At 63.2% G+C, this 26,146-nt stretch carries 22 protein-coding genes; 9 read left to right on the top strand and 13 right to left on the bottom strand.

Going from position 1 to position 26,146, the window contains the following annotated elements; translation table 11 throughout:
- Positions 1 to 10 precede the first annotated feature (10 nt).
- Positions 11 to 1,612 (bottom strand): CYTH and CHAD domain-containing protein, encoded by a 1,602-nt coding sequence (locus HMPREF2656_RS08815; protein WP_070816355.1) that lies wholly within the window; start codon positions 1,610 to 1,612, stop codon positions 11 to 13.
- 142 nt (positions 1,613 to 1,754) lie between these two features.
- Between HMPREF2656_RS08815 and HMPREF2656_RS08810 the strand changes: the two genes are divergently transcribed.
- From HMPREF2656_RS08810 to HMPREF2656_RS08790, 6 genes are all read left to right on the top strand, one after another.
- Complete coding sequence (locus HMPREF2656_RS08810; RefSeq protein ID WP_070816351.1) at positions 1,755 to 3,089, top strand: glutamine synthetase family protein; 1,335 nt, start codon at positions 1,755 to 1,757, stop codon at positions 3,087 to 3,089.
- A complete protein-coding gene (locus tag HMPREF2656_RS08805; RefSeq protein WP_141761048.1) occupies positions 3,079 to 6,096 on the top strand; it encodes a bifunctional [glutamine synthetase] adenylyltransferase/[glutamine synthetase]-adenylyl-L-tyrosine phosphorylase in 3,018 nt (1,005 codons plus the stop codon). The genes HMPREF2656_RS08810 and HMPREF2656_RS08805 overlap by 11 nt, the downstream gene beginning before the upstream one ends.
- Positions 6,097 to 6,131: 35 nt before the next feature.
- A complete protein-coding gene (locus HMPREF2656_RS08800) occupies positions 6,132 to 6,398 on the top strand; it encodes a hypothetical protein (RefSeq protein ID WP_070422144.1) in 267 nt (88 codons plus the stop codon).
- A 323-nt stretch (positions 6,399 to 6,721) separates the two neighbouring features.
- Positions 6,722 to 8,161, top strand: coding sequence for a threonine synthase (thrC, locus tag HMPREF2656_RS08795; protein WP_070816350.1), 1,440 nt, complete (start codon positions 6,722 to 6,724; stop codon positions 8,159 to 8,161).
- A 16-nt stretch (positions 8,162 to 8,177) separates the two neighbouring features.
- Positions 8,178 to 8,339, top strand: coding sequence for a hypothetical protein (locus tag HMPREF2656_RS13110; RefSeq protein WP_168167553.1), 162 nt, complete (start codon positions 8,178 to 8,180; stop codon positions 8,337 to 8,339).
- A gap of 9 nt (positions 8,340 to 8,348) precedes the next feature.
- The gene (locus tag HMPREF2656_RS08790; RefSeq protein ID WP_246825141.1) at positions 8,349 to 9,413 is read left to right on the top strand and encodes a S1 family peptidase; all 1,065 of its coding nucleotides are present in this window, start codon (positions 8,349 to 8,351) and stop codon (positions 9,411 to 9,413) included.
- Positions 9,414 to 9,426: 13 nt separating this feature from the next.
- Here the strand turns inward: HMPREF2656_RS08790 and HMPREF2656_RS08785 are convergent, their stop codons facing one another.
- Entirely contained in the window at positions 9,427 to 10,191 is a 765-nt protein-coding gene (locus HMPREF2656_RS08785; RefSeq protein ID WP_070771556.1) for a hypothetical protein, read from the bottom strand.
- A 27-nt stretch (positions 10,192 to 10,218) separates the two neighbouring features.
- Between HMPREF2656_RS08785 and HMPREF2656_RS08780 the strand changes: the two genes are divergently transcribed.
- Together HMPREF2656_RS08780 and HMPREF2656_RS08775 are read left to right on the top strand one after the other, a co-directional pair.
- Positions 10,219 to 10,743: an NUDIX hydrolase gene (locus tag HMPREF2656_RS08780; RefSeq protein ID WP_070422147.1), complete on the top strand. Its 525-nt coding sequence runs from the start codon at positions 10,219 to 10,221 to the stop codon at positions 10,741 to 10,743.
- Positions 10,740 to 11,303 carry a glycoside hydrolase family 25 protein gene (locus tag HMPREF2656_RS08775; protein WP_070816348.1) on the top strand — a complete coding sequence of 188 codons (564 nt, stop codon included), beginning with the start codon at positions 10,740 to 10,742 and terminating at the stop codon, positions 11,301 to 11,303. The genes HMPREF2656_RS08780 and HMPREF2656_RS08775 overlap by 4 nt, the downstream gene beginning before the upstream one ends.
- Here the strand turns inward: HMPREF2656_RS08775 and HMPREF2656_RS08770 are convergent.
- The 3 genes from HMPREF2656_RS08770 to glnA all read right to left on the bottom strand — a co-directional run bounded on the left by HMPREF2656_RS08770 (position 11,300) and on the right by glnA (position 14,712).
- Positions 11,300 to 12,286 (bottom strand): TDT family transporter, encoded by a 987-nt coding sequence (locus HMPREF2656_RS08770; protein ID WP_083319490.1) that lies wholly within the window; start codon positions 12,284 to 12,286, stop codon positions 11,300 to 11,302. The genes HMPREF2656_RS08775 and HMPREF2656_RS08770 overlap by 4 nt on opposite strands.
- A gap of 214 nt (positions 12,287 to 12,500) precedes the next feature.
- Positions 12,501 to 13,031 (bottom strand): VIT1/CCC1 transporter family protein, encoded by a 531-nt coding sequence (locus tag HMPREF2656_RS08765; RefSeq protein ID WP_208856598.1) that lies wholly within the window; start codon positions 13,029 to 13,031, stop codon positions 12,501 to 12,503.
- A gap of 214 nt (positions 13,032 to 13,245) precedes the next feature.
- Positions 13,246 to 14,712, bottom strand: coding sequence for a type I glutamate--ammonia ligase (gene glnA / locus HMPREF2656_RS08760; RefSeq protein WP_222599920.1), 1,467 nt, complete (start codon positions 14,710 to 14,712; stop codon positions 13,246 to 13,248).
- A gap of 45 nt (positions 14,713 to 14,757) precedes the next feature.
- Between glnA and HMPREF2656_RS08755 the strand changes: the two genes are divergently transcribed.
- Positions 14,758 to 15,237: an RDD family protein gene (locus HMPREF2656_RS08755; protein WP_070816346.1), complete on the top strand. Its 480-nt coding sequence runs from the start codon at positions 14,758 to 14,760 to the stop codon at positions 15,235 to 15,237.
- A gap of 28 nt (positions 15,238 to 15,265) precedes the next feature.
- On the opposite strand, the gene HMPREF2656_RS08750 is transcribed toward HMPREF2656_RS08755, so the two are convergent.
- The 8 genes from HMPREF2656_RS08750 to sucB all read right to left on the bottom strand — a co-directional run.
- Positions 15,266 to 16,057, bottom strand: coding sequence for a DUF4191 domain-containing protein (locus HMPREF2656_RS08750; RefSeq protein WP_070816345.1), 792 nt, complete (start codon positions 16,055 to 16,057; stop codon positions 15,266 to 15,268).
- A gap of 43 nt (positions 16,058 to 16,100) precedes the next feature.
- Entirely contained in the window at positions 16,101 to 17,144 is a 1,044-nt protein-coding gene (lipA, locus tag HMPREF2656_RS08745; RefSeq protein WP_070816344.1) for a lipoyl synthase, read from the bottom strand.
- Positions 17,145 to 17,149: 5 nt separating this feature from the next.
- Positions 17,150 to 17,935: a lipoyl(octanoyl) transferase LipB gene (lipB, locus tag HMPREF2656_RS08740; protein WP_070614604.1), complete on the bottom strand. Its 786-nt coding sequence runs from the start codon at positions 17,933 to 17,935 to the stop codon at positions 17,150 to 17,152.
- Between the two features lie 33 nt (positions 17,936 to 17,968).
- Entirely contained in the window at positions 17,969 to 18,355 is a 387-nt protein-coding gene (gene gcvH / locus HMPREF2656_RS08735; RefSeq protein WP_070422154.1) for a glycine cleavage system protein GcvH, read from the bottom strand.
- Positions 18,356 to 18,357: 2 nt separating this feature from the next.
- Positions 18,358 to 19,449 (bottom strand): glycine cleavage system aminomethyltransferase GcvT, encoded by a 1,092-nt coding sequence (gene gcvT / locus HMPREF2656_RS08730; protein ID WP_070816343.1) that lies wholly within the window; start codon positions 19,447 to 19,449, stop codon positions 18,358 to 18,360.
- Between the two features lie 17 nt (positions 19,450 to 19,466).
- Complete coding sequence (gcvP, locus tag HMPREF2656_RS08725; protein WP_070816342.1) at positions 19,467 to 22,319, bottom strand: aminomethyl-transferring glycine dehydrogenase; 2,853 nt, start codon at positions 22,317 to 22,319, stop codon at positions 19,467 to 19,469.
- 99 nt (positions 22,320 to 22,418) lie between these two features.
- A complete protein-coding gene (locus HMPREF2656_RS08720) occupies positions 22,419 to 24,119 on the bottom strand; it encodes a dihydroxyacetone kinase family protein (RefSeq protein ID WP_246825140.1) in 1,701 nt (566 codons plus the stop codon).
- Between the two features lie 73 nt (positions 24,120 to 24,192).
- A partial coding sequence (sucB, locus tag HMPREF2656_RS08715) for a 2-oxoglutarate dehydrogenase, E2 component, dihydrolipoamide succinyltransferase (protein WP_070816340.1) occupies positions 24,193 to 26,146 on the bottom strand: 1,954 nt, incomplete at its 5' end.

Below are 26,146 nucleotides of genomic sequence, written 5' to 3'. Positions count from 1 at the left end.
GGGCCGTGTCTTACGGCTTGATCTTCTTAAACGCCTTGCGTACTTCGCGCACGGTGTCGTCGTAATCACGAAGTGCTTCCTCACCGCGGTCGAGTTCGCGCTGGTAGAGCATGCCGTAGGAGAAGGTGTCCTCGCCGCGCTCGCGGGCCTCGTTAGCGAGCCGCTCGATGCGCTCGCGTGAGGTCACCGCGTCCTGGAAGTCACCCAACTGGCTTTGCAGCGCCTTGCATGCCTTAGCCAAACGCCCTGCCTTCAGGCCTGCTTCCTGTGCTGCGACGGCGGAGTAGCGCAACTTCTTGGCAGCCTTGCGCACGTCGTGGACGTAATTCTCGCGCTCGTGCAGCGGCAGGGTGGTGTCGTCGTAGTATTCGGCGACCTTTTTGTGGCGCTTCTTCAACTTCTTGTAGCCGCGCTTGAGGTGGTCGTAGAGGACCTCCTTGGATTGTTTCTTCTCCGACTTGGCACCATCGGCATCCCCAGCGCCGCCAGTAACCGCCACCGGCGGCTCCGCAAGCAACGCATCTACGGCATCCAGCAGCGACATGAACCGCTCGGAGTCCAGCATCTCCACAATGTCGGCGTGGGCGGCCTCGTAGTCGCGGCGCATGTCGTGTTCGATGTGGGTGCGCGCGGTGTCGTCGATAAGCCCAGACTCGTCCGAATCCAGCAGTGCGAGGAAGCGCTCCTCAACAACCTCCGCATCGCGCGCGACACCGAGCACGCCGGCGGAATACTTCAGTTCGTCCTCCAGCGTCGCAAGCGCTTCGCCTTCGAGGATGCCCTCGAACGTCTCCAGCAGGGAGCGCATCTCGCGGGTGGCCACGCGCAGTTGGTGGACGGAATCGAACTCATCGTCGCGCACGCGCGGTTCCCAACCCACGATCGCATCGCGCTGTTTGCGTAGCGACGACACCACCGCCGCCGCCGGCGTCCCCTCCTCAACCGCGCCCCGGGTGTGCGGGGGCAGGGGAGCGGACTTGATCGAATCCCCAAGTGCCGTGGCCAACTTCGACGGCGAGGACGACTTGCGCGCGCCCGCGGAGATCAGGAAAGACCCTGCCTGGGTAATCAGGTCATCGCCCGCCTCGGTGCCAGCCAGGGCGTCGGCGAGTTCAAGCTCCCATTCGCGCCAGGTGGTGCGCTCACCGCCGGGCAGGAGGGACCAGGCGGTGACGTGGTCGTCGCAAAACTCCGCAACAGAGCGGCCCTCGCCTGCAAGCGTGATCTCTACGCGGCGGTTATCCACCTGGGCGATCGGCTCGAGCGGTTGCGTGCGCACAATGGCACGAACTTCCGAAAGGAGGGCTTCGGGCACGGTCGTGGGGTCGTCGAGAGGCATGCGCACCTCCTTGCGGCCACCCTCCTGCGGCAACTTCATGTGCCAGCCGTCATCCGAACCGCCGGTGCGGCGACGCAGCGTGATCTTGGAACGCGTCAGGCGTAGATCCGCAGTGTCGTAGTAGACCGCGGACAGGTTGTGCTCCTGCGTGGACTCAATCGACGTCACCCCCGGCAGTTGGATGAGATCTGGAATGCCGGTGTCCTCGTCCACCGCCAACTTGATCTCCACCTCGAGGAAGTTTTGGGGTGTCTGTTCAGCCTGTTCGGACATGGTGCGTGTGTTCTCCTCACCGACGCGGGTTCGACATGTGATCGACGCAGTTTCAGCGCATGTAATGCCTCCGAGTCTAGCGCGCACGCCGATTTGCGCTTGGCCCGTTTTCGAATCGCGGCGCCCGCTACAGTTATGTGCCATGAGCGCCCAAACCGACAACGTGCTGCGACTCGTCGAGCAGCAAGACATTGCATTTATCCGCCTGTGGTTCACCGACATTTTCGGCTCGCTGAAAACGGTGATGATGTCGCCTGCGGAACTCGAGAGCGCCTTCGAAGAGGGCGTGGGTTTCGACGGATCCTCGATCGAGGGCTTCTCTCGCGTCTCCGAGTCGGACACACTGCTGCGCCCGGACCCGTCGACGTACCAGCCGTTGCCGTTCGATGAGGACTCTGGTCTGCAGACCGCGCGCATGTTTTGCGACATCACCATGCCCGACGGCGGCCCGCTGTTCGCGGATCCGCGCCAGGTACTACGCCGCCAGATCAACAACGCCCGCGACATGGGATTCGAGTTTTTGGCCAGCCCCGAGATTGAGTTCTACGTGGTCAAACCCGGCGAGGGCGACCAGCCACCAACCCCTGCGGACAAGGGCGGCTACTTCGACCAAGCCAAACGCAACGAGGCCCCGCGCCTGCGACGCATGGCGGTATCCGCGCTGGAGTACATGGGCATTGTCACCGAGTTCTCCCACCACGAGGGATCCCCAGGCCAGCAGGAGATCGACCTGCGCCACACCGACGCGCTGACCATGGCGGACAACATCCTGACCTTCCGCTACCTGGTCAAGACCGTCGCGGAGATTAACGGGGTGCATGCCACGTTCATGCCCAAGCCGTTCGCGGACCTTGAAGGCTCGGCGATGCACACGCACTTCTCCCTGTTCGAAGGCGACACTAACGCGTTCCACGATCCTGATGACGAAATCAGCCTGTCTGCCACCGGCCGCCAGTTCATCGCCGGCATCATCGAGCACGCCAGCGAAATCTCCGCGGTGACCAACCAGTGGGTGAATTCGTACAAGCGCCTCCAGTTCGGCTCCGAAGCGCCGACCGCGGCGACCTGGGGCATTTCGAACCGTTCCGCGATGGTGCGCGTGCCCACCTACCGCCTGCACAAGGCGGAGTCGCGCCGGGCGGAGGTGCGCTCGCTGGATTCGGCCTGCAACCCATACCTGGCATACGCGGCCATCCTCGCCGCTGGCCTGAAGGGGATCGAGGAGGGCTACGAGCTCGACGAGCCAGCACGCGACGACGTGTTCGCCCTGACCCGCCGGGAGCGCCGCGCGATGGGCTACCGGGACCTGCCGACCTCGCTCGATCAGGCGTTGCGCCACCTGGAGCGCTCCGAGTTCATGGCGGAAGTGCTTGGCGAGCAGGTCTTCGAATTCTTCCTGCGTGCAAAATGGCAGGAGTGGCACGAGTACACCTCGAAGATCACCCCGTGGGAGATCGAAACCGGGATTGATTTGTAGTGAAGCCCGCGAAACTTGGCCTGACCAGACCGCGCGCCGCCGAGGATTTAGCCGAGCTCGGTTTGATGCCGAGGAGCTTGGCTACACGTTGGCGGGTTCCGCGGATCCGGATCTGGCGCTGAACAACGCCTACCGTCTGCACGGGGCGCTGGATTCGTGGGACGAGCTGCTTGCCGAACTGCGCGTGAACTCGATTTTCCGCACGCGCTTCTTCGCCCTGCTCGGCGGCTCGACCGCGCTGTCAGATCACCTCATTGCCAACCCTGAGCAGTGGCGATTGCTTTGCGACGACCTCCCGTCCCGTCCCGACATGTTCCGCACCATGCTCGGCGCGGTTGGCGTGGATGCGGACACCCCGGGTCTGTATCGGGCTGAGGTGGGTGAGGTTGGCGTCGCAAAGCAAAAGCTCCGTACAGCCCACCGCAACCTCGTGATGCGCGTTGCAGCCGCAGACCTGGCCGGCACTTTCGCCGCGGTGAAGGGCTTCGGCGAGGGCGAGCCGATGACGTACGCCTACACCACGGACCGGCTCACGGACCTGGCGGACGCGGCGCTGACGGCTGCGCTTGCGGTCGCGGTGCGGGAAGTCTACGGCGACGAGGACATCGACGCTGACCTGGCCGTGATCGCCATGGGCAAGTGCGGCGCATGGGAGCTGAACTACATCTCTGATGTGGACGTCGTGTTCGTCGCCGAGCCTGTGACCACCAAGATCACGCGCGTGGCCAGCGAGATGATGCGCATCGGCTCCGCCTGCTTCTTCGAAGTGGACGCGAACCTGCGGCCCGAAGGGGCAGCCGGAGCCCTGGTGCGCACGCTTGATTCGCACGTGGCGTACTACAAAAAGTGGGCGCAGACCTGGGAGTTCCAGGCACTGCTCAAGGCCCGTCCGATGACCGGATCGATGGATCTGGGCCAGGCGTATTCGGACGCGTTGTCGCCGCTGGTGTGGGAGGCCTCCCAGCGCGACTCCTTCGTCGAAGACGTCCAAGCCATGCGCCGCCGCGTGCTGGAGAACGTGCCCGCAGACGTGCGCGACCGTGAACTCAAGCTCGGCCCCGGTGGGCTTCGCGACGTCGAGTTCGCCGTGCAACTGCTCCAACTCGTGCACGGGCGTATCGACGACACCCTGCGCGCCCGCAACACCCTCGAAGCCCTCGCCGACCTGGCCAAAGGCGGATACGTGGGCCGCGAGGACGCCAAAGTGCTCACCGATGCCTACGAGTTTTTACGCCTGCTTGAGCACCGTCTCCAACTGCAGCGGTTCAAGCGCACCCACCAACTGCCAGATGCCGATGATGAGAAGCGCAACCGGTGGCTCGCCCGCGCCGCAGGCTTCTCAGCCGGGCCACGCGGTACCGCCCCTGAGGCGATGAACCGGCATCTCAAGGCCATCCGCCACGAGGTGGCCACGCTGCACGAGCGTCTCTTCTACCGCCCGCTGCTGGACGCCGTGGTTGACCTCACCGTCGGTGAAGCAACACTTTCCGCCGCCGGTGTGAAGGACCAGTTGGCAGCCCTGGGCTACCGCCACCCGGCGCGCGCGTTTGACCACCTGACCGCGCTGATCAAGGGCACCTCCCGCAAGGCGAAACTGCAGGAGATCCTGCTGCCCACACTCATGCACTGGCTGGCCGACACCGCCGATCCCGACCAGGGCCTACTCAACTACCGCAAACTCTCCGAGGCAGCGGTGGATCGCAGTTGGTTCTTGCGCATGCTTCGCGACGAAGGCGTGGCCTCCCAACGCCTCATGCACATCCTCGGCACCTCCCCGTACACCTCCGATCTGATCATTTCCGCACCTGACGTGGTGAAACTCCTCGGGGATGGCTCTGCCGGTCCGCGCCTGCTCGAGGTGGCTCCGGATCAGGTGCATAAGGCGATCATTGCCTCGGCGAAGCGCCACCAAGCCGACCCGGAGAAAGCGGTGTCGGTGGCGCGTTCCCTGCGCCGGGCCGAGTTGGCCCGTATCGCTGCGGCTGATCTGCTGGGCCTGATGGAGGTACGCCAGGTCTGTCTGGAACTGACGTATGTGTGGGACGCGGTCCTTGAGGCCGCGCTGCAGGCAGAGGTGTATTCGACCACTGCCGCCGCTGGTCTCGACGAGGCCCCCGCACGAATCGCAGTGATCGGCATGGGCCGGCTTGGCGGCGCCGAGTTGGGCTACGGCTCTGACGCCGACGTCATGGTGGTCACCGAACCAGCAGACGGCGTCGACGAAACAGAAGCCATCGCTTGGGCCACGAAGGTGCTCGACCAGATCCGTACCCGCCTGTCCAAACCATCCGGCGACCCGCCGCTGGAGGTGGACCTGGGTCTGCGCCCCGAGGGTCGCTCCGGACCGGTGACGCGCACCATTGCCTCCTACGTGCGTTACTACCGCGAGTGGGGCGAAGTCTGGGAGCGCCAAGCACTCCTTCGCGCCAACGTCGTCGCCGGCGACCGCGAGGTAGGGGAGCGCTTCCTTTCGGCCATCGCCGAGTTCCGCTACCCCGAGGCCGGCGCAACGCCCGCCGGTATTCGCGAGATCCGCCGCATCAAAGCCCGCGTAGACAACGAACGCCTGCCCCGAGGCGCCGACCGGTCCACCCACACCAAACTCGGCCGCGGCGCGCTTGCCGATGTGGAGTGGACCGTCCAACTGATCACCATGGCGCACGCGCATCGTCATCACGAACTGCGCACCCCGTCCACACTCGACGCACTGGACTTCCTCGTGGAGCTCGACGACCCCGAGGTGCTTTCCGCCGACAAGGCGCGAACCCTGCGCACCGCGTGGCTCACCGCGACCCGCGCCCGCAACGCTATTGTGCTCGTCTCCGGCAAGCGTGAGGACCAGCTCCCCGCACCGGGCCCGCAACTGGCTCAGGTCGCTGGCTCTGCCGGATACGACCCCGACGACCAGCAAGAGTTTCTCGAGGACTACCTGCGCATCACCCGGCGCGCCCACCGCGTGGTGGAGGAGGTGTTCTGGGGCGAAAAGCAGTCTCTGGAATTCGACTAGGCGCGGCGGTTGCGGAATCAATAAGCTCTGTGGGCATGGCAGTGAACATGACTATCGACCTTGACAACGCAACCTTCGCCGACCTCGTCGCACTCGTCGACGCCGCCCGCGTCGCCGGCATCGACCCATCCGCAAAGCTCGAACTCGACGACACGACGCTTAACGTCACCGTCGAGCCGAGCCCGCGCCGGGCATCCACACCGGAGCAGCCGAAGGAGCGCTCGGTGGCACCGCTTGGCGACGCCGCAATCCGCTCCGTCGTGGACATCCTCACCGGCCGCCAGGAGCCCCCGCGCCACTAGCACCCCGGCACCGCCGCAGCACCCCGCCGGTGCGCGCTCACGCGCCACCGCCCCCGGCGCCCCGGCACCGCTAACGCGCCACCGCCCCTCCAACGTTCATATGCAGGGCTCGATATGCGTAAGTCCTGGTCACGGCTTTGGAGATACCTTTCGGGCCGTTTTTCCGATTTTGCGCTGACCTGCAGTTACGCATATCGAGCCCTGCATATGAACGAATCGAGGCCCCACGACCGCACCAAAGTGCGGCTTTCCGGGCCTGCCGGCGCTGAACGTAAATGCCCATTCCGGCCAAGGGCATACACCGATCACGTAGACTGCCCGGCGTGGACTTCATTTCGACGCGCGACGCAACTGCCCAGGCCCGTTCCTTCACTGACATCCTGCTCACCGGCTTAAGCCCGGACGGCGGGCTGTTTATGCCGGCGGTGTACCCGACACTTTCGCCGGCGCTTCTCGACGAGTGGCGCACCCTTTTGGCCAACGACGGCTACGCCGCACTTGCCGCAGAGGTGTTGAAGCTGTTCGTCGATGACATCCCGGCGGAGGACCTCGAGGCGATTGCCAAGCGTGCGTACCGCACCCCGGTGTTCGCGGACGAGGAGATCGTGCCGGTTACGCGTCTGAACGACGGCCTGCACATCGCGCACCTCTCCGAAGGTCCGACCGCTGCGTTTAAGGACATGGCGATGCAGCTGCTCGGCGAGCTGTTCGAGTACGAACTCGGGCGCCGCGGCGAAGAGATCAATATTCTGGGCGCGACCTCGGGCGATACCGGCTCGTCGGCCGAGTACGCCATGCGTGGCCGCGACAACATCCGCGTGTTCATGCTCACCCCGGCCGGGCGTATGACCCCGTTCCAGCAGGCCCAGATGTTCGGCCTGGACGACCCGAACATTTTCAACATCGCGCTCGACGGCGTTTTCGATGATTGCCAGGACGTGGTCAAGGAAGTCAGCGCGGACGCGGAGTTTAAGTCGAAGTACTCGATCGGCGCGGTCAACTCCATTAACTTCGCGCGTTTGCTTGCGCAGGTGGTGTACTACATCGCCACATACCTTAAGACGACGAAGACGAACGAGGAGCAGGTTTCGATCTGCGTGCCTACCGGTAACTTTGGCAACGTGTGCGCAGGCCATATTGCGAAGCAGATGGGGCTGCCGCTTGATCGCCTGATCGTGGCGACGAACGAGAACAACGTCCTGCACGAGTTCTTCACCACCGGTGATTACCGTCCGCGTTCCGCAGCCGACACGTACGCCACGTCGTCGCCATCGATGGATATCTCGAAGGCGTCGAACTTCGAGCGCATGATTTTCGACGCGCTGGACCGCGATGCCGACACCACCCGTGAACTGTTTGGCACCAAGGTCAAAGATGGTGGTTTCTCGCTCGAGGCGGACGCGCTTAAGCGCATCACTGATGAGTACGGCTTCGGGTCGGGCACCTCGACCCATGCGGACCGCATTGCCACGATCAAGCGCATCAAGGACGAGTACGGCGTGGTTATTGACCCGCACACCGCCGACGGCGTGTTCGTGGCGCAGCAGCTGGCAGACAGCGTAGAAACTCCCATTGTTGTGCTGGAGACTGCGCTGCCGGTGAAATTCGCGGATACCATTGTGGAGGCAATTGGCGAGCTTCCGGAGGTGCCGGAGCGCTTCGCCGCGATTATGGACGCCGAGCGCCACGTTGTGGATCTGCCGAATGACGCCGAGCAGGTCAAGGCATTCATCGCCGACGCAATCGAGCGCACGGACGTCTAGGAAAGGATCCCCACCGATGGCACAAGAGCAGTTCGCAGGCCCTGAGCAGTACACGGAGTTCGATCCGGAGAAGTTCCTGCGCGACATCAAGATCCAGGCCGAGGAAGCCGCCAAGGGTGACAAGTTTTTTCTTGACGACGACACCGACGCCGACAGCACCGACGACGCCGACAAGTAAGGCTCGCGCTTGACCTTCCCTGAACATCAGGCAGGCGACGATAACCTGGCGAGGCGCTACCAGCCCGAGGATGGCCAGCAGTGGCAGTTCCCGGACATGCCCGGCGTGCCCGGCATGCCTGCGCAGCCTGCCCTGTCTGCGCCGCCCACTCAGCGGCGTACGGGTTTGCGGACCGGCGGGTGGATTACGGTGATCGTCGCAACGCTTGCTGCTGTTGCGATGGTGGTGTGGCTCGGGCTGACCACGAGCCAATTCCCAACTCCCACGGTGGAGGAGCGCCACGCGCTTGAGCGTGTGCAAACGCCGGATGAGGCCGCGCCTGCACCGGTGGAGGAGAGCAACGTGCTCGTGCCTGCGTTCGCGCCGTGGGCGCCGGGTACGCGCATTCAGTCCACGGACCATTACCCGGAGCCGGGTGAGCACTTCACCGCGCAGTCGTGCACTGCAGCGTTCTCGTTTACTGGCGCTGACGGCCGAGCCTATGCCGTGACTGCGGGCCACTGCGGGCGTGCGGGTGACCTTGTGTGGCCGACGAATGCGGAGACCGCCTTCGACTACGCGCACGAGGTAGGCAAGTTCATCTATTCCGGCATGTACGGCGACGCGAATGAGGAAACGAAAGGTATCGATGTCGGCATCATCGAGATCACCGATACCGAGCGGTTCATGGATGTCGTTGGTGCTCCGATCGCGACCGGTATCGCCAAGGACCTGCACGATCTCGACCGCGTGTGCAAAACCGGCGCGACCACCGGCTATACCTGCGGCAAGTTTGAGGCGACCCAGCGTGTGCAGATCGTGAACCTTGACGACGACGCCGAGGCCCAAACCCACGGCGACATCGCCTCCGTCTGCGCCGCTTCGGGCGACTCGGGCGGGCCGGTGTTCACCGAGATCAACGGCCGGGCCACGGTCATCGGAGTGGTCTCAGGCACCGAGGCTGGCCGTGCGGGGGAGGAGTGTTTCGAAGGCATGGAGGATCCGCTGCTGATGAGCTACTCCAACATCAACCAGGTGATGGCCGTGATCAACCACGTCGTGCCTGACGCGGATCTCGTGCCCCAGCGCTGGTAATGAGCGCTGGTAGTTAGCGCTCGAGGCCCCACTTCTCGTTGAACGCCTCACCGGCGGGGAACGTCTTGGTGGACCTGCCGTCCTTCTTGTCGTTGTCCACCACGATGACCTCGTCGTCGTAGTAGCCGAAGAACGCGATGCGGTCGATCTCGTCGGGGCGGTCGAGTTGCTTCCACTGCCGCTCGAGTTGCTTCGCGTCGTAGCCGGTTGCTTCCGCGTCGGTCCAGATCAGTCTGATTTCGTGGAAGTTGTTCTGGGCGGGGTAGACGGCGAAGGACGCGGAGTCAGCGCCTTGGGCCACCGCGAAATCGAAGGTGTTTTGGATGGTGGTAGCGGGTATCGTCGCAAAGCAAAAGCCCCAGAAGTTCACCCGCATGCCGTCTGGGGTGGTCAGCTCGAGCGTGTCTAGGCAGTTCTGCTCGAGCAGGCGTGAGACGTGGCCGGCGAACTCGGTGGAATCGCTCATGACGTACTCGGCGAGATCGCCACGCGCCATCACACCAGTGTTGGTTTTGCCTACCTGCAGGTTCTGGATCAGGTGGGGGCGCACACTCGCCGCCACATTGGCAGGATCGGCCGGGGCCGGGTTAAACGGGCGCACCGGTTGTGGCAGGGACGCCTCGGTGCTTTCCGCGTCTGCGGTGTATCGCAGCCCGAACACGGCCCCCACCACCGCGGCGACGACGAGTGCGCCGTAGACCGTGACAAACACCGGCGTGGGCACGCGCTGCAGGAAGGTGCGCGTGGGCTGTTCGGGTTCGGTCACGGAAGTGCTCATATCGGAAGGGATTGTACACTCGCACCCATGCCTATCCCGGAGTTCATTGTGGAAACCCGTAAAAAGATCGGCACCGACCTGATGTGGGTGCCCAGCGTGTGCGCGGTGGTGTTGCGCGATTCAGCGGACACCTCCGACTGGGCGGTGCCGGACGTGCTGCTCGTGCGCCGCGCCGACAATGGGAACTGGACCCCGGTGACCGGCATCGCGGACCCGAGCGAGGAGCCTCACATGGCCGCGGTGCGCGAGGTGCTCGAGGAGACTGGTGTGGAGGTCGAGCCGGCGGCAATCCTCGGCGTTGGCGTGGTTGGCCCGGTCACGCACGACAACGGGGATAAGGCGACGTACATGTCGGTGCAGATTCGTTGCGAGGCTACAGACCCCACCGCCGTGCCCATCGTCGGTGACGACGAGTCGATCGAGGTCGGCTGGTTCCCGATTTCCAACATGCCGGTGACCGACCCGAAGTGGCGCCTGACCATCGCTGATGCCGCAGCGCAGCGCCGCCACCCAGGCAGCTTCACCCCGCGCATGGGGCTGAAGAAGCGGTGAGATTCGGCGTCGACGTCTCCGAATACCAACGAGGCTTCGACTTCACCGGCTTCGACTTCGCCATCATCCGCACCACGGACGGCACCTACCGCGACCCGTGTTTTGAGCAATTGCTTCTCGACGCCACCACCGCCGGCTGCGTCACCTCCACCTACCACTTTCTCCGCGCCCCCTCAGAGGGCACGACGGTGCAGCGGCAGGTGGAGGTGGCGTGTGAGGTGCTCGTCGATACGCAATTGCCCATGTGGCTCGACGTGGAGTCACCCGCGGGGCTTACGCTTGACGACGTCCACACCGCTGTAGAGTGCTTCACCCAAGCTGGCGTGGAAGTGGCCGGAGTTTACACCAACGCCTGGTACTGGCGCCGGCACATGGGGCTGGCCAGCCCTGCACAGTTTGGGGAACTGTGGCTCGCGCACTGGGGCGACAACACCGTGACGGACCCGGCGCAGTTGGGGAAGTGGCCGCGCCCGCTCGGGTTCCCGGAACCCGCGGTGTGGCAGTTCACCTCCCGCGGGCGCGTTGGCGGGATCGAGGTCGACCTCAACGTGGCGCGCTAGGCCGCCATCTGGCGCGCAGCCTTCGAGGTCTGGGGCGTCTGCGTCGACTGCGAGTTGTTGTCCCGGCGACCTTCGATAACCCAACTGATAAACCTGCTCGAGCACACCGTCCAGTGAGCGAGCAGCAGGAACGGAATTGCCAAGGCAACGGCGTCCAGCCAGTGCGACCCGTTGACCAGCGCCACCTGGTGGCCACCCATGCTCACCGTGCCCGGCGGGAACGTGCACGACCACCAGGCGGGGGAGTACTGCGTCCAGCGTGCGACGTTGGGGTAGAAGGTGACCATGGCGTAGATGGCCAGCGGGATGGACAGCATAAGCGCCACGTAGCCGTAGTGGACCGAGAAGTAGCCGGGGTAGAGGATCTGCAACGCGGTAGTGGATTGGCCGATCACGCCGAGCGGCACCCATGCGGTCGCAGAGTTCGGGCCCGACAGATCAACCTCACCGTGCCAGGCAGCCCAGTAGACGCGCATGAACACCGGCACTGCGGTCAGCAGCGACATGAAGAAAAACACTGTGCCCATGACGTGGTAAATCTGCCCGTAGTCGCGGGCCAGCCAGCCGGCCACAGACGCGGAGATCATCGGGCCGACAAGCGGCAGCCCCCACGTAAACCGTGGTTTTCCTTCGAATCGCGTGAGTTGGATCGCCCAGGTCAAGGTGGTGACGGGCGCGCCGATCCAAAAGCCGACCAGGCGGTACACCGGCACATCCGTCAACCCAGACAGTGCGGCGCCGAGCGCGAGGATTCCGATGAAGAGCATCGACCATTCCGCCATTGAGGTGCGTTTGAAGCTCGGCTGGCGGTATGTGACAAAGCCAACCACCAATACAACGAGGATTGCGGAGGCGATCGCTGCGAAGATGCTCGCGCCAAGCATCATGTTCTTTTCGACGAGCAGTCGCGACACGATCGACGTACCCATGAGGCTGCCGCCCCATGCGGGGCCGGCCGGAGGAAGTTGGCGGAGCTTGTTCATCACCCCATGTATGGTAATCCCTTTTGTTGTACCTGGCCATTCGGCAGTTCGGGATACTCATCCTCTGGCACGCGCAGGATGTCGGCGACACTACCGATGTTATGTGAAGTTATGTGGTTTGTGTGGAGTTGTGTACTTTGTGTGGAGTTGTGTGGTTTGGGTGTTTTCCCACGTCAAACGGATACGATCCAAATCGCTACCGCCACTCTGGACACTAAAGTGCAGCGGCGCCGAAGAGCGAACCCACCGCAAAAGTCATCGCTAGGCCGAGTGTTCCACCGACGACGATGCGCAGAACCGGGCGGAGCACCGGGGAATCGCCAAGCTTTGCTGACAGTGCGCCGGTGAGTGCAAGCGCAACGAGCGTCACAGCGAAGATCGACACAATGCGGACGGACTCCGGTGCCAGTATCGCGGTCACAAATGGCAGCACCGCACCCAAGATGAACGACAGGAACGACGCGATACCGGCTGACCATGGATTGACCTGCTGGTGCTCCGCAAAGCCCATGGAGCGCTCTGAGTCGCGTTGCGACGACACCGAGACGTATTCGCCAAGCGCCATCGACACAGCACCACCAACGACGGCGGCCAAACCGGACATGGCAATCGTCGTCTGGTTCGCGGTCGCGCCCGCTACACCCACGACGACAGCCGCCGTGGAGACAATGCCGTCGTTCGCGCCAAGGACGGCCGCGCGGAGGCGGTTGAGCCGCTCGCTGGTGCCAGGCTCAACGTGCTGCATCGGGTGCAGGTCGTACACCACCGGGCAGTCGGCGGAGCAGTCATTGGGGCGTGCCATCAGATCAGTCATAGCGCCCACTATGAACCGATTGTTTTGCCTGCGCAAGCATGTATAGCCTGACCTTCCGCAGGTCAGGCTATACAAAGTTATCTAAGGCTTAGCGGAGAACCACCGCCTATTTCAGCCACCGTCGAGCCGCTGTTTTGCCTCTGATTTAGCAGTCGAAGTACATCTCGAATTCCTGCGGCGTTGGGCGGAGGCGCACCGGGGTGATCTCGTTGTCGTACTTCAGCTTGATGTAGGTCTCGATCAAGTCTTCGGTGAACACGTCGCCCTCGGTGAGGAAGTCATGGTCAGCCTCAAGCGCCTGCAGGGCAGCCTCAAGCGAGGTCGGTGCCTGCGGGATGTCCTTGGCCTCTTCTGGTGGCAGTTCGTAGAGGTCCTTGTCCACCGGGGCGTGCGGCTCGATGCGGTTCTTGATGCCGTCGATACCTGCCATGAGCATGGCTGCGAAGCCGAGGTAGGGGTTGCCCGACGGGTCCGGTGCGCGGAATTCGATGCGCTTCGCCTTCGGGTTCGCACCCGTGATCGGGATGCGGATGGCAGCGGAACGGTTGCGCTGGGAGTACACCAGGTTGATCGGGGCCTCGAAGCCCGGCACCAGGCGGTGGTAGGAGTTCAGCGTCGGGTTGGTGAAGGCGAGTACGGCACCTGCGTGCTCGAGCAGGCCGCCGATGTACCAGCGGGCGATGTCGGACAGGCCACCGTAGCCGGACTCGTCGTAAAACAGCGGCTCGCCGTCCTTCCAGAGGGACTGGTGGGCGTGCATGCCCGAGCCGTTGTCACCAGCGAGCGGCTTCGGCATGAACGTGACGGTCTTACCGAACTGGGTGGCAGTGTTCTTGATGATGTACTTGAAGTCCTGCAGGTCATCCGCCGCATGTAGCAGGGTGTTGAAGCGGTAGTTGATCTCCTGCTGGCCGCCGTTGCCCACCTCGCGGTGGAAACGCTCGATCTCAAAACCGGATTCAGCCAGGTTGCGCACCATCGCGTCGCGCACCTCGACGGTCTTGTCGTGCGGCGGGACGGGGAAGTAGCCACCCTTCACACGGTTCTTGTAGCCCAGGTTCGGGCCGCCATCGACATCAGCCTCGGCACCACGGTTCCACCAGCCTTCTTCCGCGTCGATCTCGTAGAACGCAGTATGGGCGTCCACCTCGTAGCGGATGGAGTCAAACAGGTAGAACTCGGCCTCGGCGCCGATCGAGCAGGTGTCTGCGATGCCGGTGGAGCGCAGGTACTCCTCGGCCTTCTTGGCTACGTTGCGCGGGTCGCGCGAGAACGGTTCGTGGGTGAACGGGTCGTTGACAAAAAACTTCACGTTTAGCGTCTTCGAGCCACGGAACTGGTCGAGCTTCGCGGTGGCCAGGTCCGGCATGAGCGTCATGTCGGACTCTTCGATCGTGGTGAAGCCACGGATGGAGGAGCCGTCGAAAGCGAGGCCCTCTTCCATCACGTCTTCGTCGAACATGGAGGCCGGGATGGAGAAGTGGTGTTCGATGCCGGGCACGTCGGTGAAGCGCACGTCAACGAATTCCACCCCCTCGTCGACAATGAACTTTTTAACGTCTTCGATGTTGTCGAAGGACACGGGCGGTACTCCTCGTCGGTCGGCTGTCATAAGCGGTTACAAGTGTAGACCTGTACACCGCTAGGCTCATAGAGTATGGCTGCTAATCGACGACCTGACTGGCGCAACGGCCCAGAAATCCCTAATCAATTCAACGGCGAGGACCATCTGCCGTCCTATCCGGGGGAGTTCCTCGGCATGCCGGAGAAAGGTGCCGGCTCGCAAGCTTCGGTGGCGCGACGCATGGTGGGGGTGCTCATCGACTGGACAATCTGCGCGATCGCTGCATCCCTGATCACCCAGAACACCGCAGCGTTGGGGGACAAGTACACGCTGACCTACCTGCTGTGGATCGTGCTGGGAATCCTGGGAGGCTGGTTGTTCGCCCGCACACCCGGTATGGCTGCACTCGGCATGGGGGTGGCGCGTGTAGACGAAGAAGCGCCGGTGGGACTGTGGCGCGCAGCGTTGCGCACCATCCTCACCGGCTTCGTGTTGCCCGCAGCGCTTGTCGACGCCGACGGGCGCGGCATGCATGACCGCGCCACCACCACAACAGTGATCCGCTCCAGGTAGCGAGCGGATCATAGGGGGGATTCGGGGGTTACTTACCGCCCTTGCGCTCTTGCATACGGCGCATCTTGCGGTTCATACCCGCCATGTTCTGTGCCTGCTTTGGCAGTGGACCACCCGGCAGGCCCGGCATCTGGCCGTTGCGTGCGCGTGAATCCATTGCGTCCAACTTCGCTGCGAGGTTGTATACCTCGTTCTTCTGGTAGTTCTTCGGCAGCTTCAGCAGGTGCTTCTGCAGGTCGCGGGTGCGCACCTGGTTTTCGCCTTCACCGACGTACACCTCGTAGATCGGTACACCAGCCAGCAGACGGTCGACGCGCTTGTGCTCCTTGGACATCAGGGCCTTCAAACGGTTCGGGTTACCCTCGCCGACCAGGACCACACCCGGGTTGCCCACTACGCGGTGGACGGTGTCCATGTGGGTATTCGCCTGCACGCCGGTCTTAGTCAGCCACACGATGCCCATCGTGTTGCGCATGTTCTCCAGTGTCCAGCCGGCAGCGCCGGGGGTGTCGCCGACCTCTTCGTACATGGAGCGCTCCAGGCGGCGGGAGAAGACAAACATTGCCAGCACGGCACCCAGAACGAGGCCGAAGACGAGCCAGAGCCACTTCATGCCCCACCACAGGCCGAGGAGGAAGAATAGCAACCCGACGCCGAGCACACAGGCCAGCATGATCGGGATAAGCGCCTTGTCGCGCTTACGCTGAATATTAAACGCCTGGACGATTTGCCCGCGCGTTGCCTTGCTCTTCGCGCGCTTCGCCGCGCGCTGTTCCTGTTTCGCAGCCTTTGCGGCTGCCTTGTCCTGCGTCTTAGCCATGGCCAATACTGTATGCCACAGCTAAGACGCGGGCCAAAGACCCCTAGCGGGTCTCTACAGGGTGGTCCTCAGACGCGCCGTACTTCTTCAGCAGCGACGAGGCTTCCTGCGCGGTCTCACCCTGAGACGTTTCCGCGAGGTGCTTCAGGTTCTCCGGCAGTTCGAGCCCACGGTGCTTCATTGCTTCCACGTAGAGCTTGCCTGCACGGTAGGAAGAACGGACCAGCGGGCCGGACATGACAGCGCCGAAGCCCATCTCGTAAGCAGCGTCGCGGTATTCGATGAACTCTTCCGGCTTCACCCAACGATCGATCGGGTGGTAGGTCGGGCCTGGGCGCAAGTACTGCGTAATGGTGATGATGTCGCAGCCGGCATCAACGAGGTCGTTGAGTGCCTCCAGGACCTCTTCACGGGTCTCACCCATGCCGAGGATGAGGTTGGACTTGGTGATCAAACCGAAGTCACGTGCCTGGCGGATAACGTCCAGAGATCGCTCGTAACGGAACGCCGGACGGATGCGCTTGAAGATGCGCGGGACAGTCTCCAGGTTGTGGGCGAAGACCTCAGGGCGTGCTTCGAACACTTCCTGGAGCAGATCCGGCTTGCCGGAGAAGTCCGGAGTAAGGTTTTCCACGCCGGTGTTTGGGTTAAGTTCGTGGATCTTGCGGACGACCTCTGCGTATAGCCAAGCACCCTCGTCTTCGAGGTCGTCGCGGGTCACACCGGTGATGGTGGAGTAGTTCAGGTTGAGGCTCTTGACCTCTTCTGCCACGCGACGCGGTTCGTCGCGGTCCAACGGATCCGGCTTGCCGGAGGCGATGTCGCAGAAATCGCAACGGCGCGAGCAACGCGATCCGCCGATGAGGAACGTTGCCTCACGCGATTCCCAGCACTCGTGGATGTTGGGGCAGCCGGCTTCCTGGCACACGGTGTGCAGCCCCGCTCCCTTGACCTTTTGCTTCATGTCCTCGTATTCGGGACCGGTCTTTACAGAGTTGCGGATCCAGCGTGGTTTCTTCTCAATTGGTGTCTGCGAGTTGCGCGCCTCAACGCGCAGCAGCTTGCGTCCTTCTGGTGCTACAGTCACGCCCCCTACCGTACATGTTTTGTCAAACCCTTCGACGGGTCCGGCCGAGTGGCAAACGTATGGTCCGCAACCACCAGTTCACCAGCCAAAGCTCGTTTGAGTTCGTGCACGACAGGGCCAGCCATATCGGCAGGCGTGATGTCGCGTCCGAGTTCGAGCGACATGGTGGTCACGTCGGCGTCGTCGATACCGCAGGCGACGATGTGTTCGTAGTGTTCGAGGGTGTTGTCGCAGTTCAGGCTCAGCCCATGCATGGTCACCCCGCGGGTGATGCGGATGCCAAGTGCTGCGATCTTGCGCTCACGTGTCGAGGCCTCAGGGGAGGCCGCCTTGGTTTCAGCGGGTACCCAGACGCCCGAGCGGCCGTCGATACGCCCTGCGGTGGTCACCCCGGCTGCCCGCACGGTCTGAATGAGGGCTTCTTCGAGGCGGCGCACATAATCGACGACGTCTACCGGCTCGGCCAACTTAATAATCGGGTACACCACGAGTTGGCCTTCGCCGTGCCAGGTGATGCGACCGCCACGGTCCACCGTCACAACCGGGACGGGGTAGGAAGCATCCGGCATATCCTCTGGTTGGGTGCGCTTGCCGGCAGTGAATGTGGAGGGGTGCTCCAACACCAGGATGGTGTCGCCCACCTCGTCCTTGGCGCGCTGCGCGGCAATCTCGGCCTGAAGGTCCCAGGCCTGCTGATAGTCCACGAGCCCCAGCTCGCGCACGTCAATGGGCGAGTCTGAGGCTCGGATGGACTTCTCGGCGGGGAAAAACGGGTCACGTGGCGCAGTCATGCGCCCAACCCTAGTCCCCGGCAGAGATGTGTACTACACGCCGTTAGCGGCGCCGTACTCGTCGGCGGTCATGAGCGGGCCGACCTCTTCGACCTCAACCTCGTAGAGCCAGCCTTCGCCGTACGGGTCGTTGTTGATGGCCTCATACGCGCCGTCGATGTCCTCGTTGACCGCGGTGACCGTGCCGGTGACCGGGGAGTACAGATCAGAGACCGACTTGGTGGACTCGATCTCACCGCAGGTTTCGCCTGCGGTGACGGTGTCGCCGACCTGCGGCAGTTCCGCGAACACAACCTCACCGAGGCGGTCAGCAGCGACGTGGGTGATGCCCACGCGTACGGTCTGGCCAACGGCGGTGTCCGGGGTGGCGTTGATCCACTCGTGGTCCTCTGAGTAGTAGAAGTCCTGCTTCAGAGCCATAGTTATGCGTCCTCTCGGGTGTAAAACGGGGTTGCTGCAATAGTAAACGGGTAACGGCGTCCGCGGATATCAATTTCCACTTCGGTGCCCACTTCCGTGTGTGCCGGATCCACATGTGCGAGTGCGACCGGGTATCCCAGCGTCGGCGACGGTTGGCCAGAGGTGACCACGCCGATCTTGTCCTCAGTACCCGCCAGGTACACCTCGGCGCCCTGACGTGCGGCACGGCGCTGCTCAGACGTCAGGCCGACGATGACAACGCTCGGCTCGCGACCAGTGAGCGCTTGCTTACCGACGAAGTCCGCCTCCTTCTTTGCAAACGCACGGCCCATCCCGGCCTCCACCGGGGTGATGTCGGTGGTCAATTCGTTGCCGTACAGCGGCATGGATGCCTCGAGACGCAGCGAGTCACGTGCAGCCAAACCACACGGGGTACCGGAGCCGATGACGGCGTCCCACACGGCAACGGTGTCTTCGGCCGCGCAGAACAGTTCGAAGCCGTCCTCACCGGTGTAACCGGTGCGAGCGACAAACACGTCGACTCGCTTCGCATCGTCGACGGAAGAGAGGGTCATCCAGGCGCCGGAGTAGTACTCGAGTGCGCTGGCGTCGCCGTCCAAAAGTGGGGTGAGCACCTCGAGGGAGCGTGGTCCCTGTACGGCAACCAGGCCGGTGGCTTCGGAGTCGTTGCGCAGCTCGACGTCGAAGTCCCCCTTGCGTGCCTCGAACGCCGCCCATACGGCTGCGGTGTTGCCAGCATTGGGCACAACCATGAAGTGGTCGTCGTCGAAGCGGTAGGTGATCAAGTCGTCGAGGATGCCGCCGTTTTCATCGACAATCATCGAATACTTCGCCTTGCCCACCTTCAGGATGGACATGTTGGAGATCAACGCGTAGTCCAAAAACGCTGCAGCGTCCTGGCCCTTGACGTCGATTTCGCCCATGTGGGACAGGTCGAAAATGCCAACGTCGTTGCGCACCGCGCGGTGCTCTTCCAACTCGGAGGCGTACTTCAGCGGCATGGTCCAGCCACCGAAGTCGGTGAAGGAGGCGTTGAGCGCCTCGTGCTTAGCAAACAGGGGAGTCTGTGGCATGGGTGTTCTCCTTACTCCTAGTTGTCGGTGCCGTTAGTGTCGTCAGTGATGTCGAAGGCCTCCGGCGGCGGGCATGCGCACTGGAGGTTGCGGTCGCCGAATGCTTCGTCAACACGACGCACTGGCGGGAAGTACTTCTGGTGGACGAGACGATCCACCGGGTAGGCGGCCTGCTCACGGGTGAACTCGTACGGCCACTCGTCACGGGCCACGCTGTGCGCGGTGTACGGCGCGTTGTGGACCACGGACTTTTCGTACTCGATCTTGCCGTCAATGATCTCTTGGATCTCCGCACGGATGGAGCGCATTGCCTCGATGAAGCGGTCGATCTCAGCCAGGTCCTCGGACTCGGTCGGCTCCACCATGAGCGTGCCCGCAACCGGGAATGCCAGGGTGGGGGCGTGGAAGCCGTAGTCCACCAGACGCTTGGCCACATCGGCGGCGGTCACACCGGACTGATCGGTGAGTTCGCGCAGGTCCAGGATGCACTCGTGGCCGACAAGGCCGTTGTTGCCGGTGTAGAGGACTGGGAAGGAGTCGTTGAGTTCCTTCGCAATGTAGTTCGCGTTCAGCACCGCGTGCGCCGTGGCACTGCGCAGTCCTTCCGCACCGGACATGGCGATGTACGACCAGGAAATCGGCAGCACACCAGCCGAGCCAAACAGGGTGGAGGCCACCGGCACGCCAGCCGAGCCGTCGATCTCCGCAGCGGCCTGCTCCAGCGGCACGTTCGGGTTGGACGGCAAGAACGGGATGAGGTGCTCGGCCACACCGATCGGGCCAACACCCGGGCCACCGCCACCGTGCGGGATGGTGAACGTCTTGTGCAGGTTCAGGTGAGACACGTCGCCGCCGAAGTCACCCGGGCGGGCGATGCCGGTCAGGGCGTTCATGTTCGCGCCGTCGATGTAGACCTGGCCGCCAGCCGCATGCACCTTGTCACAGACCACGCGAACGTCTTCCTCGTACACGCCGTGCGTGGAGGGGTAGGTGAGCATGATGGCTGCGACGTGGCCTTCGTGCTTGGCCAGCTTCTCGTCCAAGTCGTTGATGTCGATGGAGCCATCGGCAGCAGTCTTGACGACGACCACCCGCAGGTTCGCCAGCGTCGCAGACGCCGCGTTCGTACCGTGCGCCGACGCCGGAATCAGGCAGATATTGCGCTCGGTATCGCCGTTGGCCACGTGGTAGCGACGGATCGCCAACAGACCGGCCAACTCGCCGTTCGCACCGGAGTTCGGCTGGACGGACACCTCGGCGTAGCCGGTGATTTCGACCAGCCAGGAGCGGATTTCGTCGATAAGTTCGCGCCATCCCTCGGTGTACTCGTCCGGGGTGAAGGGGTGCACGTTGGCAAAATCAGGCCAGGTAATCGCCTCAAGGCCCGCGGTCGGGTTGAGCTTCATCGTGCAGGAACCCAGCGGGATCATCGTGCGGTCCAGCGCCAGGTCCTTGTCGCCGAGTTCGCGGATGTAGCGCATCATCTGGGTCTCAGAGTGGATGCGGTTAAACGTCTCGTGGGTGAGGAACTCGGTCTTGCGCACAAGTGCCGCAGGGATACGAGACTCGCCGGTCGCAGCCTCCGCGCCGAAGCCGGCCAGCAGCGCCGAAACATCCGCATCCGTGGTGTCCTCGCCAAAAGACACGCCGACCGTGTTGTCGTCAATCGCGCGAACGAGGTAGCCCGCCTGCGCAAACTTATCGACGACACCACGCGCCCCGTCAACCTCCACCGCAACAGTGTCGAAGAACTCAGCATGCTTGACCTTCACGCCAGCCTTCTCAAGAGCGGCAGCAAAACCCGTCGCGCGCTGGTGAATCGTGCGAGCGATCTGCGTCAGCCCGTCCGGGCCGTGGTAGACCGCGTACATCGACGCGGTGACCGCAAGCAGTGCCTGAGCAGTACAGATGTTGGACGTCGCACGCTCACGACGAATGTGCTGCTCACGCGTCTGCAACGCCAGGCGGTATGCGGGGTAGCCCTCCGCATCCTTGGACACGCCAACGAGGCGGCCCGGCATCTGACGCTGCAGCTTCTGGCGCACCGCCATGTAGGCAGCGTGCGGGCCGCCGTAGAACAGTGGAACACCCAAGCGCTGGGTGGTGCCGATCGCGATATCTGCACCGAACTCACCAGGGGACTCCAGCAGCGTCAGCGCGAGGATATCCGCGTCCACGGCGACAAGACCGCCACGCTCGTGGATCGCCTCAATCACCGGACGCGGATCCACAACGTCGCCCTCGGTACCCGGGTAGGCGAACACCGCGCCTACCAAGTCCTCGCCGACAACACCCTCGGTGAGGTCAACGACCTCAACCTCAAGGTCGATCGCACGGGCGCGCTCCGCAGCCACGTTGACCACCTGCGGATGCAAACGAGCATCCAACAACACACGACGACCCTTCTTCACCACACGAGCCATCAAGCCAACAGCCTCCGCGGCGGCCGAGGCTTCGTCGAGAAGCGAAGCGTTCGCAATATCCAAACCAGTCAGATCCTGCACCATGGTCTGGAAATTCAGCAGCGCCTCCAAACGCCCCTGAGAAATCTCTGGCTGATACGGGGTATACGCGGTGTACCAACCCGCATCCTCCACCACACCACGACGAATCACCGGCGGCGTCAACGTGGAATTAAAGCCCTGGCCATAGAACGCGCGCAGCACCTTGTTCTTGCCAGCCAACTCACGCAGACGAGCCTGAGCCTCGTACTCCGTAAGCGCATCCGGCAGATCAAGTGGCTGCTCAGCCAGGATCCCGCCTGGCACCGCTGCAGCAATCAGCGCATCGATACTTTCGTAACCCAGCGCGTCCAGCAACTGCTGCTGTTCATCCTGGTTTGGGCCAATATGACGGGAAATGTAATCCAACTGAAGGCTCCTTATCTCGGGGCGTACGAGCACGCCCAAGCATAGCGGGCAAACACGTCCGTGACACCCACCAATAAGACAAAGCGGTCTACCAGGGTTTTAGAACTCCCTCACGTCCGCTGCACCAAACAACCACGTCACCGCAATCGCGCCGGGATCCGGCACGTCCTTTGCGCTTTCTCCCAGGTAGGAGGCCCGCCCCTTCTTCGCCTGCATGCCGCGGGTGGACTTTGCGCCCTCGACGGCAGCTGCGAATACGTGCTCAAGAACGTCCTCCACGTCGGCCGCTCCATCGAGCGATTCGGCGGCCTTTGCGGCGGGCACGAGGGCGTCGATAAGCGTGTTGTCGCCCTCCTTCGCGCCACCGAGCTCAGTAATGGCATTCACGCCGCTCTGCAGCCCCTCAGCCAGTGCTGTTCCGAATGCCTGGCCGTCCGCGTCCCGCGAATCCACATTGGCGCGCTCAAACACGTCAGCCATCTCGCGGAAGAACGTGCCCAGCACCGCCCCCGACGTACCACCCGCGCGAACCAACATCCGATGGGCGAAGAAGTTCAGCACCTCGGAATCATTGCCCCGAATCGGGGTAGTCATATCACCGAAGGCCGCCTCCATGTTCTGGCCAAAGTCGCCATCGCCGGCCTCGCGGTCTAGCGCCGTCAGGTCGTCGTAGGCAGCTGCGAGGCGATCCACAAAGGCCGAAAGCCACACGTTTGCCTCGCCACTGTCTGGCTGCTGTTCGTCATCCGTCATGGTGGCGTCCGCATACTGCGGGTCACGCACCAGATCAGGCCACGCTGGTGCCAGTGTCTCAGCGTCGAGCAAGTCGATGAGTTCATCGTCGAGTGCTGTCACCGTCAGCGAAATACCAGCCATGTTCAACGACGTCACTAGCGAGCCACGCATTCCGCGACGCACCGTCACGCCACGATCCGACAGCTGTTTGAGCGCCTCGCCGAAGACCAGATCGAGCTCCAGCTCGCTTGTGCCACCCAGGCCGTTGACAAAGAGCATGGCATCACCCACCGCAACACCACTGTCCTTGAGCGAAGCCAGCACCGCATCGAGTAACTCCTCAACCAGCGCCTGCGCCGACGGCTTCGAATCTGCCTGATCACGACGCTCCACACCCGGCTCACCGTGAATACCAACACCGACCTCAATCTGGCCCTCCTCCAGATCAAACGTTGCACGGTCGCTGGTCGGGGAGTGGCCAGGCTGCAGCGCCACCGCCATGCTTCGCGACTGATCCGCCGCCCGCTGCGCAACCTTCGCAACTGCGTCGAGGTCGTCGCCACGAGCCGCTGCAGCGCCCGCAATCTTCTCGACGATCACCGTCGCCCCCGTACCCCGCCTCCCCGGCGAGTCATCGTTATCGATCTCAGTGGCCACATCATCAGCCACCAACACCTGCTTCACCTCCGCATCGGCGTGGTTGCCCGCCACGGTGAAGTTCATGACGTCGCCCGTGTAGTTCTTCACCACATGCACAACACCACGGCCACGATCTGCCCACTCCGTTGCCGCGCCAATCTGCACCGCGTTCGGGGACGTAAACAGCAGCCCCGGGCAAGCCGCGTCCAGCATCCCCTCGCCGACGAACCCGGCGTGCATCGGCTCGTGGCCCGACCCGCCGCCGGAGATGACGGCGACGCGGGCGGGGGAGTCGTCGTCACGCAAAAGCCCCACGAACCCCTCGTTGTGCCACTCCGCAAAAGGATGCGCGGCCACAAGGCCGCCGAGTGCCTCGCGCATGAAATGTTCAGTGTTGTTGCGGAAAGATTTGAATGTGCCTGTCATGCGCGCCAGTGTAAACATAAAAAGAAGGCCCGGCACTGACATAAATCAGTGCCGGGCTTTCGCCTGCTAGAGGTTAGATATCGAGGTCAGCCTCGAAGTCACCCTCCTCGATGCGGTCCTTGATGGTCGTGACGAAACGACCAGCGTCCGCACCGTCGATCAGCTGGTGATCGTAGGTGAACGGCAGGTAGCACATCTGACGGATCGCGATGGAGTCAATGCCATCCTCGGTCACGATGACCGGGCGCTTCTCAATCGCAGCCGTACCCAGAATGCCAGCCTGCGGCGGGGTCAGCACCGGAGTATCCAGCAGCGCACCCTCGGAACCAATGTTGGTCACCGTGAAGGTTGCGCCAGACAGGTCGTCCGGACGCAGCTTCTTGTTGCGTGCGCGCTCGGCCAGGTCGGTGATCGCCTTCGCAATCTCCGCAAGGTTCTTCTTCTGCGCCTGCTTGATCACCGGCACCAACAGACCCATCGGGGTATCAACAGCGATACCGATGTTGACGTCCTCGTGGTAGGTGATCTCCTTCGCATCCGCGTCGTAGGAAGCGTTCACGTTCGGGTGGGACACAAGCGCCTCTGCCGTGGCCTTGATGAAGAAGGCCAGGTACGTGATGTTTGCGCCATGCTTCTCGACGAACGCCGGCTTCACCTTCTTGCGCAGCTCCGCCACACGGGTGACGTCGACTTCCTGCACGTGGGTGAGCTGAGCAGTGGTCTGCAGCGACTCGACCATCTTCGCAGCGGTGATCTCGCGGATGCGGTTCACACGCTGGGTGGTGCCGATGAGCTCCGCCTTCGCAGGATCCACAGACTTGGTGGACCAGTTAGCGCGCTCACCCTTCGGCTGCTGTGTCTGCTCCTTCGTCGAAGACGCAGCGGTGGTGCCCTCAGCCTTACCACCCTCAGCGGCAGCCAGGACATCCTGCTTACGGATGCGGCCACCAACACCAGTGCCCTCAACCGTGTTCAGGTCAACGCCGTGCTTCTCAGCCAGCTTGCGCACCAGCGGGGTGACGTACGCGACGTTGTCGCCGTTGTTGACCTTCGCCGAAGCGTTCTTGGAGTCGGTGGATGCAGCCTTCGGCTCTTCCTTCTTCGGTACTTCCTTCGGCTCCGGCTTCTTCTCTTCAGCCTTCTCCTCGGCCTTTTCTTCGGCCTCTTCGACCTCGGCCTCAGCCTCGTCGGCGGAGTCGTCGGAAGCAGCAGCGTCAGCGTCGCCGATGACCACGATCACGTCGCCAACCTCAACGGTGTCGTCCTCTTCAGCGAGGATCTCAATGATGGTGCCGGCAACCGGGGACGGGATCTCGGTGTCGACCTTGTCAGTGGAGACCTCGAGCAGCGGCTCGTCGACCTCAACCTCGTCGCCGACTTCCTTCAGCCACGTAGTGATGGTGCCCTCAGTGACGGACTCACCGAGCTCCGGCATCTCAACATCGGTAGCGGAACCGGAAGCCTGCTTCGGAGCAGCCTTCTTCTCTTCCTTCGGCTCCTCAGCCTTAGCCGGTGCTTCTTCTTCGGCCTCGGCTTCGTCTTCGTTGGAGTCGTCGGAGGAAGCAGCAGCGTCAGCGTCACCGATGCGGGCGATGACATCGCCGACCTCAACGGTGTCGTCCTCTTCAGCCAGAACCTCGATCAGCGTGCCAGCGACCGGCGACGGGATCTCAGTGTCAACCTTGTCAGTGGAGACCTCGAGCAGCGGCTCGTCGACCTCAACAGTGTCGCCGACTTCCTTCAGCCAGGTGGTGATGGTGCCCTCGGTGACAGACTCACCGAGCTCCGGCATCTCAACCTTGGTGCCCTCACCAGAGGACTTCTTCGGAGCAGCCTTCTTCTCTTCCTTCGGCTCCTCAGCCGGCTCTTCGTCCTTCGCCTCTTCCTTGGCGTCGGCGGAGTCGTCGGACTTGTCGTCGCCGGCCGGGGTTTCGCCCTCGTCGCCAATAATCGCGATGACGTCGCCGATCTCGACGGTGTCGTCCTCCTCAGCCTTGATCTCCAGGATCACACCAGCGACAGGGGAG

This window comes from Corynebacterium sp. HMSC034B08, assembly GCF_001835805.1.
GTDB lineage: Bacteria > Actinomycetota > Actinomycetes > Mycobacteriales > Mycobacteriaceae > Corynebacterium > Corynebacterium coyleae.
This window is presented reverse-complemented; position numbering and strand designations above follow the sequence as displayed.

Bases quoted from the DNA above. Each gene is read 5' to 3' on its own strand.
- HMPREF2656_RS08815 (WP_070816355.1), bottom strand. From the start codon at position 1,612: ATGTCCGAACAGGCTGAACAGACACCCCAAAACTTCCTCGAGGTGGAG.
- HMPREF2656_RS08810 (WP_070816351.1), top strand. From the start codon at position 1,755: ATGAGCGCCCAAACCGACAACGTGCTGCGACTCGTCGAGCAGCAAGAC.
- HMPREF2656_RS08800 (WP_070422144.1), top strand. From the start codon at position 6,132: ATGGCAGTGAACATGACTATCGACCTTGACAACGCAACCTTCGCCGAC.
- HMPREF2656_RS13110 (WP_168167553.1), top strand. From the start codon at position 8,178: ATGGCACAAGAGCAGTTCGCAGGCCCTGAGCAGTACACGGAGTTCGAT.
- HMPREF2656_RS08785 (WP_070771556.1), bottom strand. From the start codon at position 10,191: ATGAGCACTTCCGTGACCGAACCCGAACAGCCCACGCGCACCTTCCTG.
- HMPREF2656_RS08780 (WP_070422147.1), top strand. From the start codon at position 10,219: ATGCCTATCCCGGAGTTCATTGTGGAAACCCGTAAAAAGATCGGCACC.
- HMPREF2656_RS08770 (WP_083319490.1), bottom strand. From the start codon at position 12,286: ATGAACAAGCTCCGCCAACTTCCTCCGGCCGGCCCCGCATGGGGCGGC.
- HMPREF2656_RS08765 (WP_208856598.1), bottom strand. From the start codon at position 13,031: ATGCAGCACGTTGAGCCTGGCACCAGCGAGCGGCTCAACCGCCTCCGC.
- glnA (WP_222599920.1), bottom strand. From the start codon at position 14,712: ATGACAGCCGACCGACGAGGAGTACCGCCCGTGTCCTTCGACAACATC.
- HMPREF2656_RS08755 (WP_070816346.1), top strand. From the start codon at position 14,758: ATGGCTGCTAATCGACGACCTGACTGGCGCAACGGCCCAGAAATCCCT.
- HMPREF2656_RS08750 (WP_070816345.1), bottom strand. From the start codon at position 16,057: ATGGCTAAGACGCAGGACAAGGCAGCCGCAAAGGCTGCGAAACAGGAA.
- lipB (WP_070614604.1), bottom strand. From the start codon at position 17,935: ATGACTGCGCCACGTGACCCGTTTTTCCCCGCCGAGAAGTCCATCCGA.
- gcvH (WP_070422154.1), bottom strand. From the start codon at position 18,355: ATGGCTCTGAAGCAGGACTTCTACTACTCAGAGGACCACGAGTGGATC.
- gcvT (WP_070816343.1), bottom strand. From the start codon at position 19,449: ATGCCACAGACTCCCCTGTTTGCTAAGCACGAGGCGCTCAACGCCTCC.
- HMPREF2656_RS08720 (WP_246825140.1), bottom strand. From the start codon at position 24,119: ATGACAGGCACATTCAAATCTTTCCGCAACAACACTGAACATTTCATG.